Origin of the sequence: Arenibacter catalasegens (assembly GCF_002909235.1) — a bacterium.
Lineage (GTDB): Bacteria > Bacteroidota > Bacteroidia > Flavobacteriales > Flavobacteriaceae > Arenibacter > Arenibacter catalasegens.
In genome coordinates this window covers 1-8,576 of record NZ_PHQQ01000056.1, presented here as the reverse complement: position 1 = coordinate 8,576, position 8,576 = coordinate 1, and the positions used below count along the sequence as shown (strand labels likewise).

Annotated in this window: 10 protein-coding genes; 8 read left to right on the top strand and 2 right to left on the bottom strand. The window is 33.6% G+C overall.

Annotated features, from left to right (window positions below; all coding sequences use genetic code 11):
* Positions 1–476: 476 nt before the first annotated feature.
* From CWD90_RS22605 to CWD90_RS22575, 7 genes are all read left to right on the top strand, one after another.
* Positions 477–1,550, top strand: coding sequence for a TlpA disulfide reductase family protein (locus CWD90_RS22605; protein WP_103478325.1), 1,074 nt, complete (start codon positions 477–479; stop codon positions 1,548–1,550).
* 347 nt (positions 1,551–1,897) lie between these two features.
* Positions 1,898–2,542 carry a hypothetical protein gene (locus CWD90_RS22600; protein ID WP_103478324.1) on the top strand — a complete coding sequence of 215 codons (645 nt, stop codon included), beginning with the start codon at positions 1,898–1,900 and terminating at the stop codon, positions 2,540–2,542.
* Between the two features lie 216 nt (positions 2,543–2,758).
* Positions 2,759–3,157, top strand: a complete 399-nt coding sequence (locus CWD90_RS22595; protein ID WP_103478323.1) for a contact-dependent growth inhibition system immunity protein — start codon at positions 2,759–2,761, stop codon at positions 3,155–3,157.
* Positions 3,135–3,665, top strand: coding sequence for a hypothetical protein (locus tag CWD90_RS22590; protein WP_103478322.1), 531 nt, complete (start codon positions 3,135–3,137; stop codon positions 3,663–3,665). Before CWD90_RS22595 ends, CWD90_RS22590 begins: the two co-directional genes overlap by 23 nt.
* A 263-nt stretch (positions 3,666–3,928) precedes the next feature.
* Entirely contained in the window at positions 3,929–4,393 is a 465-nt protein-coding gene (locus tag CWD90_RS22585) for a hypothetical protein (protein ID WP_103478321.1), read from the top strand.
* The gene (locus tag CWD90_RS22580) at positions 4,374–4,763 is read left to right on the top strand and encodes a hypothetical protein (protein WP_103478320.1); all 390 of its coding nucleotides are present in this window, start codon (positions 4,374–4,376) and stop codon (positions 4,761–4,763) included. The genes CWD90_RS22585 and CWD90_RS22580 overlap by 20 nt, the downstream gene beginning before the upstream one ends.
* A 361-nt stretch (positions 4,764–5,124) precedes the next feature.
* Positions 5,125–6,477, top strand: a complete 1,353-nt coding sequence (locus CWD90_RS22575) for a receptor L domain-containing protein (RefSeq protein WP_103478319.1) — start codon at positions 5,125–5,127, stop codon at positions 6,475–6,477.
* Between the two features lie 381 nt (positions 6,478–6,858).
* Here CWD90_RS22575 and CWD90_RS23535 read toward each other — a convergent pair whose 3' ends face one another.
* Together CWD90_RS23535 and CWD90_RS22565 are read right to left on the bottom strand one after the other, a co-directional pair.
* On the bottom strand, positions 6,859–7,083 hold the full coding sequence (locus CWD90_RS23535) for a transposase (protein ID WP_239986596.1): 225 nt from the start codon (positions 7,081–7,083) through the stop codon (positions 6,859–6,861).
* A gap of 31 nt (positions 7,084–7,114) precedes the next feature.
* Positions 7,115–7,363 carry a hypothetical protein gene (locus CWD90_RS22565; RefSeq protein ID WP_192878060.1) on the bottom strand — a complete coding sequence of 83 codons (249 nt, stop codon included), beginning with the start codon at positions 7,361–7,363 and terminating at the stop codon, positions 7,115–7,117.
* Between the two features lie 383 nt (positions 7,364–7,746).
* On the opposite strand from CWD90_RS22565, the gene CWD90_RS22560 reads away from it, so the two are divergent.
* Positions 7,747–8,223 carry a ferritin family protein gene (locus CWD90_RS22560; RefSeq protein ID WP_103478318.1) on the top strand — a complete coding sequence of 159 codons (477 nt, stop codon included), beginning with the start codon at positions 7,747–7,749 and terminating at the stop codon, positions 8,221–8,223.
* Positions 8,224–8,576: the final 353 nt, after the last annotated feature.

Here is an 8,576-nt window from a genome sequence, read left to right as displayed (position 1 = left end):
TAACTGGAAGCTGAGGAAGAGTTTTTCAGTATAATTCTTTTTGCCTTGCATACCTTTAATTTACGGATTTCCGCACATTTATAAAAGCAAAAATTGATGTTTATTGGAGTTCTGCAACAGCCACGGCCGTTTTATGGGACAATGGATATCACTTAGTCGAGTTCTGATATGTAATTTGAAATTGCTGTAACTGCTAGGGCATCGAGTAATTTCAAACGACTGTTTAAAACAGAAAAAGTCTAATCTCATTTGGCTTTTTAAATTCGAAATTTATAATCATTCGGAAACATGTGCAGGGTTTTTAGGTTTGTGCATAATATAGTTCTCCAGAATTTAAATATTCAGCCTAATGATAGTCCAAATTCAAAAGGTTTATGCCACCAAATTGGCCAGTATCATCAAGCCTAATATCCTTCAAAAAAATGTAAATTGCAGTTTAAACTTTAAAGAGAACACTTTAAAAAACCAAATATATTATGAGAATAATCGCTTTCATTTTTACCACGATGTTCATTTTAATTTCCTGTAAAGAGAAAGATAAGGGCTACTCAATAAATGGTATTGCAAAAAGTATTGAGGATAGTACTGCTGTGTACTTATTACTCGACAACAAGAAAATCGATTCCACAATAGTTGTAGGAGAAAAATTCGAACTTAATGGTATTGTAGATGGACCAGTCAAAATTGTCTTAGATGTAGATGGAACCAGAGACTTTAAATATTTTTGGCTGGAAAACAGTTCGATAGAGTTCAAGGCAGAAAAGGGGAAATTTAGGGAAGCTAATATAATTGGCTCACGAACTCAACTTGAAGAAGATTTATTAGATACACGGTTGGAAGTCGTTGATAAAGGAAGAGATAGTATAGAAAACAAATATAGCGATAGGCAGGAATCTTTTGTTGATTCAATTAGTAAGGCTTATTCACGAAGAAGGGACGCTGAGATACAGCGTCAATTCGTAATGGAATTTCCTAATTCCCTTGTAAGTTCAAGTATGCTTAGTACTTATTGTACGGCTTGGGGAAAAGAAACTACTAAAATGTTGTTTGATAGATTTTCATCGGAAAATAAGAATTCAAAATATGGCAAGAATATTTCGAGGTACATTGAGCTGAACAAGGATTTGACAATAGGCAATCATTTTGTGGATTTTGAAATGTTAGATACCGAGGGGAATAAATCTAAATTATCGGATATGAATGGGAAAAAGGCGGTGCTTTTGGAATTTTGGGCGGCATGGTGTGCTCCCTGTCGTCAAGAGAATCCTAATCTTGTCAAGACTCATGAGAAATATAAGAACGAAGGTTTCGAAGTTTTTGCGGTTTCGTTGGATGTTGATCGCGAATATTGGCTAAAGGCCATAGCAAAGGATAGTCTAAACTGGGTGCACGTTAGTGATTTAAAAATGTTCCATAATCAAGCAGCACTTATCTACGGTGTGAACGCTATTCCGGATAATTTTTTGATTGATGGCGATGGAATAATCGTTGGTAGAGATTTGAAGGGAAAAGAGTTGGACGATAAGCTTGGCCAACTGTTACATCATTAAGAAGCTGATATCTATTGACCTTATAAAAGTTCAAATAGAGGACCTTTAAGCAAAAGGATATCGTGATTATGGAGAAAGAAATATAAAAACCATCTACTACACAGTATTCTATGAAAAGCACTAGTCCAATCCTCTAAAGTTGATTAACATCTAATTTTCGATAGTTCCTTAAAAAGAACCTTTTTTGGAACAAATATCTTACTAAAGTCTTTTCATTTATCGGCTATTTCATGGGGCTATGCTTATTCATTAAAAAATATTAATTTGGCAGTTATCGTATAATGGATAAATGACCAAAGATTATATTCCTAATGCTGTGTGCAATACGAAGCAACAAAACGCCATAAATGAAAAAATTAATATTGCTTTTTTTATTATGTCTTCAATTATATTGTTTTGGACAAGGAGAAAACAATAATTATGACATTGATTCAGAAGACTTAAAAAGTGTTTTTGAGGGACAGGGAATTCATATTTTCAAATATCCTTTTGACCTTAAAAAAGGGGAATATATATCAATAAGTTACGAAATTTTTGAGAATGGAAAACTCACTTCGAAAAAAAATATAATTGAAGACATCCAAATAGAAAACAGAATAACATTTGACCATCATATTGCTAGAAAAGACACCACAGTTTTTCACCGCTTCTATTTCTTTGAAAAAAATGACACTCTAACAATGAAACAAACACTTCCTGGAATAAAACCAGTTGAAAAGGTTGACTTATCTAAAATTGTAACGGGAAGTTTTAATTCAAGAACAAATATTCCAACGGAATTACCTAAAAAAGAAGAAATATTATTTTATTACGGTAATAAGTCTGATGGTTGGTTGAATTGTTCGTCTGGAATCTTAAAAACTGATTTGATTAAACGTTATGATTTTGTGATTTTATTTTATGCAGAAAAAATAAAAAGTGAACGCATAAAAACTATACTTGAGGAAATAAAAAGTTCTGCAAAAAACACCATGTCCTATGAAAAGCACTAGTCCAGTTCTCTAAAGTTAATAAACATCTAATTTTTGATAGTTCCTTAATAGGAACCTTTTTTGGAACTGTCCCCTTTTCTAAAATCGTGTCATTTATCGGCCCTTTTATGGGACTATTATAATTCACTAAAAACCATTAATTTGGTTGTGTTAGTATAATAGATATATAGTCATTGATCATAAATCTTTGTTGGCAACAAGCTGAAAAAATCGAGAATGGAAACAAAATCAATCGAACAATTAGAAAAAGACGTTTGGAAAAATCCTTTCGAATTTCTGACTGATTTGGTTGAAAAATGCTATCGTTATCGGAAAATAAGTATTGCGGAATTAACAGACAAACAAATTAGACTTCTGATTTCTCAAAAAATCGGAATTGAACATTTAATCGGAATCGCACTCGAAAAACTCGAACGGAATATTTTGACCGAATGTGATTTTTATGAAGGCGATTTACTTATCGCAGTTTCGAGTTTGCCGTCTGAATTTTGGAATGAAAATCAAACCGAATTACTTAATTTTAGAACAATTATGGGACGGAATTCAGAATTAATAAAAAACGATCTCGGAGAAAAGAAATTTGACCAATTAAATGAACGATTTAGCATTTTATAAGAGCATTTATGACAGAGAATTGAGCAGACGAAAAAGTCTAGACGATTCTATTTCCATACCAATTGGAATTATCTCATTGTTAATTGGACTTGTATCTTTTTATTATACTTCAGCGGAATACAAAGCTTTTATTGACAATAGCAAAGTTGCATTAATTTTACTCGGACTAACCATTATATTATTGACTTTGAGTATCCTTTTTCTCGTAAAATCTTATAATAATTTTTTGAGAGGATTTAGCTATCCAAATATTTCATTACTTAAAGAAGTTAGGAATTTTCAAAAAGTAGAAATCCCAAAATATAACGAGCAAGTCGCAAAAGAAAAACATATTACCTTTGAGGAAGATTTAACGGATAAACTAATTGCAATTGCAGACAGAAACACGCAAATAAATGACAGTCGAGCAATTTATCTTTATAGAGCAAAAACGTTCATAATATTATCACTCGCTACTATTTTTATAACAACAATATTTCTAATAATTAAAAAATCTGAATTATGTTAAACGATGACGAACCAAACGAACAACCATCTACACCAAGTAGAGAACCTGTTAGACCATCTTTCCCTGTAGACAGAGAAGAGAAAACAGAAATAATACCACCAAAAACGGAATAAAGCCAGTTGCCGTATAAAATTAATTGCTAGAACGAGCCTACTTACGAAAATCCTCGCGGATTTTCTATTCGGTTTGTATTTGCTAAATTAGGTGCTTAATCACGCAACTAATCTTATACAAAACCGTTGTGCGCATTAGAAACCCTTGAAATGAAAGAAAATTATGATTTTTTAATGGAGTGGGCAGTTTGGGGACATCTTGACTCAAGAACGGATTTAGAATTAATCCTCTTAAAAGGACATTTACTTATCGAGAAAATATTAGATGGTAAACTTAATAGGTGCGGAATTGAAAACCGAAAATCATTATCTTTTTACAGTAAAATACTTGCGATAGAAAAATTAGATTTTGAGCAGACGGAAAAGAAAAAAATAATTGTCAACGCATTAAAAAAGTTGAATAAATTGAGGAACAATTTAGCTCACGATTATAAATTTGACTTGAACAACGGAGAGTTAGAGTTGTGGGTAAAAGGAATATTAAAAAACCTGAATGGAGAAAAATACACTCGATTTACATTTAGAACCAAAATTGTTCACGCTTTTTCAACTTTGACAATAAGTGTTTTAGAATTAACGAATAAAGAAAAACAGTATGAGTACAACAATCTTTAACCGAGAAATAAAACGTTTGCTAATAAGCGAAAATCATCCTGTTTTAGAATACGTCAATGAAAAATTCAAAAACAGTCGTCAACATAGAAACTACTATGGCTTTTTTGACGACTTTTTGTTTAAATACGGAATTTTGACTTTAGGTTACTCACCTACTCTGAATGGAAATAAATACGTACCATATATAAATTGTAGTCGGAATAATATATTCCGTCAAGAAAAAGGAATAACGGACTTATCAAATATAGCACACAGTTATACTGAATGCCAAAAAATAATAGCCGGTTATTTAATTGAGCATTTAAGGTATTTGAAAGTGTGTAATTTTGAGAATTGGAATCCTGAACTAAATTACGAAAAGACAAGTTGAACGGAATAAAAACTTCTGGCAACACCTTATCCTATGAAAAACCCTAGTCCAGTTCCCTAAAGTTAATAATCATCTTTTTTTTGGAACAGTTCCTTAAAATGAACCTTTTTTGGAACAGTCCCCTTTTTTAAAATCGTTTCGTTTATTGGCCCTTTTACGGGACTATTATATTTCACTAAAAAGCATTAATTTGGTTGTTTTAGTATAATAGATATATAATCATTAATCATATATCTTCGTTGTACAACATTTTTGAAAATAACCTACGACTTAATATAAGGTATTTGAATAGCATATTTTTATTCACAATAGGATTGTGAACCATTCGTTATTCTATAAAAAATAAATACCCATTTTTGATATGAAAAAGTTCTTTGTACTAATCATCCTTGTTTTTGCGGTTTGTGCTTGCGAAAAAGACAGCACTAATAAAATAGAAGAAGAAAAATCTATTACTGTACCAGAATTAACCTCTTCCGCTGTTTCAGAAATAACTGAGACCTCAATAAAAAGTGGCGGAAACATCACCAATGACGGCGGAGCTCCCATTACCGCAAGAGGTATTTGCTGGAGTACTTCGGCCAGCCCTACTACAAGTGACAATAGAACCTTGGATGGCACAAATGCCGGAAGCTTTACAAGTTCATTAAACGATTTGGTTGAAAACACCATCTATTATTTAAGGGCTTACGCGACAAATAGTGAAGGAACATCCTATGGAAATGAATTAAGTTTCAAAACTCTTGAAAAGCCTGAGCTTGTTATCGAAGGTGATGTCAATTTGAGAACACAGGAAATGATTGATAATTTCGGTGCCTATGGATATGAAAGGGTTTCGGGTAATTTGCTAATCCTTGCTGATTTTGGTAGTAACATTAATAGTTTAAAACCACTTGAGGGGTTAAAAACCGTAGATGGTGACTTCCACATTAATAATACAAATTTAACAGGTTTTGAGGGATTGAATAATTTAACCGCTGTAGGAGGAAATATTCAAATTCAATATAATAATGAATTAAGCAGCATAGACGATCTAGCTAGTATTAAAGAAATAGGTGGGTTTTTAGATATTGATTCTAATCCAAGTTTAAAAAATTTAGATGGTCTTGAAAATCTTACCACTATTAGTCGCTGGTTGGGAATTGATTTTAACGAAACTCTTGAGAATATTGATGCCCTTTCAAATTTAAAATCCATTGAATATGGTCTTACAATCCAGTCCAACCCTGCATTAAAAAATATTAATGGGCTTTCCAGCTTGACTTCAGTGGGTTATGAATTGACAATAGATAAAAATGCCTTAATTACTAATCTTGATGGATTAAAAAGTCTCACTAATGTTGGCAGTTATATTGTAATTTCTTACAATGGCGCTCTGACAAATATTTTGGGGCTTAACAAGCTTGAAATAATTAATGACAGATTAGTAATCCATAACAATGATTCGTTGATCAATCTCGATGGGCTTGAGAATGTAGTTCAAATTGACGACTTTCTTGGAATTAGTAGTAATAAATCTTTAGTTGAAATAAATGGATTAAATAATTTAAGTACTTTAAAGGGCAAATTAATAATCAGTCATAATCTTGCCTTAAATAATTTTTGCGGGCTTAAACCATTGATTGACAATGGTTTTTCGAACTCATTTGATATATCTAGTAATTCATTTAATCCAACCCAGCAAGACATTTTAAATGGTGATTGCAGCGAATAGGTCCTTTTATTTTGATGGGAAAGACACTCATCCATTAACCCTAAATAGAGATTAAAGACGAAAATCCAATATTAAGTAAGAGTAAAAACAATATTAGAAAATAAAATAGGCCGTAATATTATTGCTTATAGCCGCAAGGTTTTTAGCATTTATTATATCATAATTATTTGATAGCCGGAAACAAATAGATAAGATTAGTAAAGGCCAGCTTGCTTAAACATACAACCTTTTTGAATACATTTTTGGAATTGAATAACTTATCACTCATAATTAAAGCCAACTTTAACGGAAAAACTTTGTACAACAATAGTAACCGTTGCACAACCCCGCAATTATTAAAACAACGACCTCGATAACCGCTTTTTAAGGTGATTTTGTTTTTTAAGCACCCGAACAGACCATTGTTTTTGCAGGGCATAGAAACCATCTTTGCAGCTTATGTAGTCCGGTTTTTATAAAAACCGACAAGGCGGCCTTGCCTACCCCACTTTTTGAGCGTTTTTGTTCGAATTTCAGGTACTTCTTCAGGTTGTAGGCAATGGCCGAGAGGTGCATCACCTTGTTGGCCTGTTCCAATCCTATGGTGTTTATCTTCCTGAGCCCCATGTATCTCTCCCCATTAGAAATGGAAATGAAACTAAGAGGGTTTTCTAAAAAAGTGGCTTGAAAAAATTAGTCCCAAATTTTGTAGGTAATCCAGCTTAAAAAAGACTACGGGGTCGATCGAAGGGTTACCGGTCCTGCCATAAAGTTCATTGGTATCCTTATAAAGAAAACTCAGGTCAAGTGTTTCGCGGAGCCTTCTGTAAAGATTTTCCTTTGGAATCCGGTCCGATAACTGGAAGCTGAGGAACAGTTTTTCGGTATAGTTCTTTCTGCCTTGCATACCTTTAATTTACGCATTTCCACACATTTATAAAAGCAAAAATTGATGTTTATTGGAGTTCTGCAACGGCCACGAACCTTTTTTGGAACTGTCCCCTTTTCTAAAATCGTTTTATTTATCGGAGTTCTGCAACAGCCTCGAACGTTTTATGGGACATCGACCATTACCATTCTGTTCTTCATTCTTCCGTTCCCGGAATCAAATAATAATCGTTGTCGTTTTTGATTAAACGACTGTACACCGGTGACCTTTTCCTCTCCTGACCAAGTCTAGGAATCTCGAAAGGGTAATCCGAACTACTTCATTCGAGTCAATAATTTTTGTGATGGATGCAACACGGTTGCTTACAATTGCCGAAATTGTTTCTACCAAAACCAAAATCGATGCATGTTACCACTGTTAGCAAGGAAAACTGGGAAATGGCAGACAGACTGCATGGGATAATCCTAAAGAACAAGGAGTCTCAAAATGAATATTGCAGGGCTGTTGACCGGATAGCCAGTAAAGAACTAAAGTCCTATTTCCAAAGTAAATGTGGCAAACTAAAAAGATTTGATGGGTCACTGGTCCATGAGGTGTCTATCGCTTTTCCCCAAATCCTTCCTGTTGTCAGGTCCGAAAACTATACAGGTGCTTGGATGGCCACCGACTCGATCTTCAGTTCGGCAGATGAGGCCTCCATGCTTAAAGTGTCAATTCAATGTGATAAGGCCACCGTAAGTGAATATGCGGACTTGCTTGAAAGGTATTTGCTTCCCTTTGATATATACCATCTTATACGGAAACATAAAATGTTCATCGAGGTGGATCTGTACAAATTCAAGAAAATGGAAGATCTTTACCGATTATGGACTTTTTAGACTGGCTCTCTAGACCATGACATAAATACTTTTGCCATTGTACTACTTGTATCTACTCAACATATGACCGAATTGTCAACAAGTAATAGTATCAAAACTATAAGTTCTTTAAAAAGACCTTTTTTGGAACGGCCCTCTTTTTCTAAATCGTTTCATTTATCGGAGTTCTGCAACAGCCACGAACGTTTTTCGGAACTATACCCATACTTCAAGCCTGATATGTATAATGGCCGTGGCCGTTGCAGAACTCCAATAAACATCAATTTTTGCTTTTATAAATGTGTGGAAATGCGTAAATTAAAGGTATGCAAGGCAGAAAGAACTATACCGAAAAACTGTTCCTCAGCTTCCAG

What these genes read in the sequence shown, in the direction of transcription:
- CWD90_RS22575 (WP_103478319.1), top strand. Translation starts at nt 5,125, where the DNA reads ATGAAAAAGTTCTTTGTACTAATCATCCTTGTTTTTGCGGTTTGTGCT.
- CWD90_RS22605 (WP_103478325.1), top strand. Translation starts at nt 477, where the DNA reads ATGAGAATAATCGCTTTCATTTTTACCACGATGTTCATTTTAATTTCC.
- CWD90_RS22585 (WP_103478321.1), top strand. Translation starts at nt 3,929, where the DNA reads ATGAAAGAAAATTATGATTTTTTAATGGAGTGGGCAGTTTGGGGACAT.
- CWD90_RS22580 (WP_103478320.1), top strand. Translation starts at nt 4,374, where the DNA reads ATGAGTACAACAATCTTTAACCGAGAAATAAAACGTTTGCTAATAAGC.
- CWD90_RS22560 (WP_103478318.1), top strand. Translation starts at nt 7,747, where the DNA reads ATGCATGTTACCACTGTTAGCAAGGAAAACTGGGAAATGGCAGACAGA.
- CWD90_RS22600 (WP_103478324.1), top strand. Translation starts at nt 1,898, where the DNA reads ATGAAAAAATTAATATTGCTTTTTTTATTATGTCTTCAATTATATTGT.
- CWD90_RS22595 (WP_103478323.1), top strand. Translation starts at nt 2,759, where the DNA reads ATGGAAACAAAATCAATCGAACAATTAGAAAAAGACGTTTGGAAAAAT.
- CWD90_RS22590 (WP_103478322.1), top strand. Translation starts at nt 3,135, where the DNA reads ATGAACGATTTAGCATTTTATAAGAGCATTTATGACAGAGAATTGAGC.
- CWD90_RS23535 (WP_239986596.1), bottom strand. Translation starts at nt 7,083, where the DNA reads ATGGGGCTCAGGAAGATAAACACCATAGGATTGGAACAGGCCAACAAG.
- CWD90_RS22565 (WP_192878060.1), bottom strand. Translation starts at nt 7,363, where the DNA reads ATGCAAGGCAGAAAGAACTATACCGAAAAACTGTTCCTCAGCTTCCAG.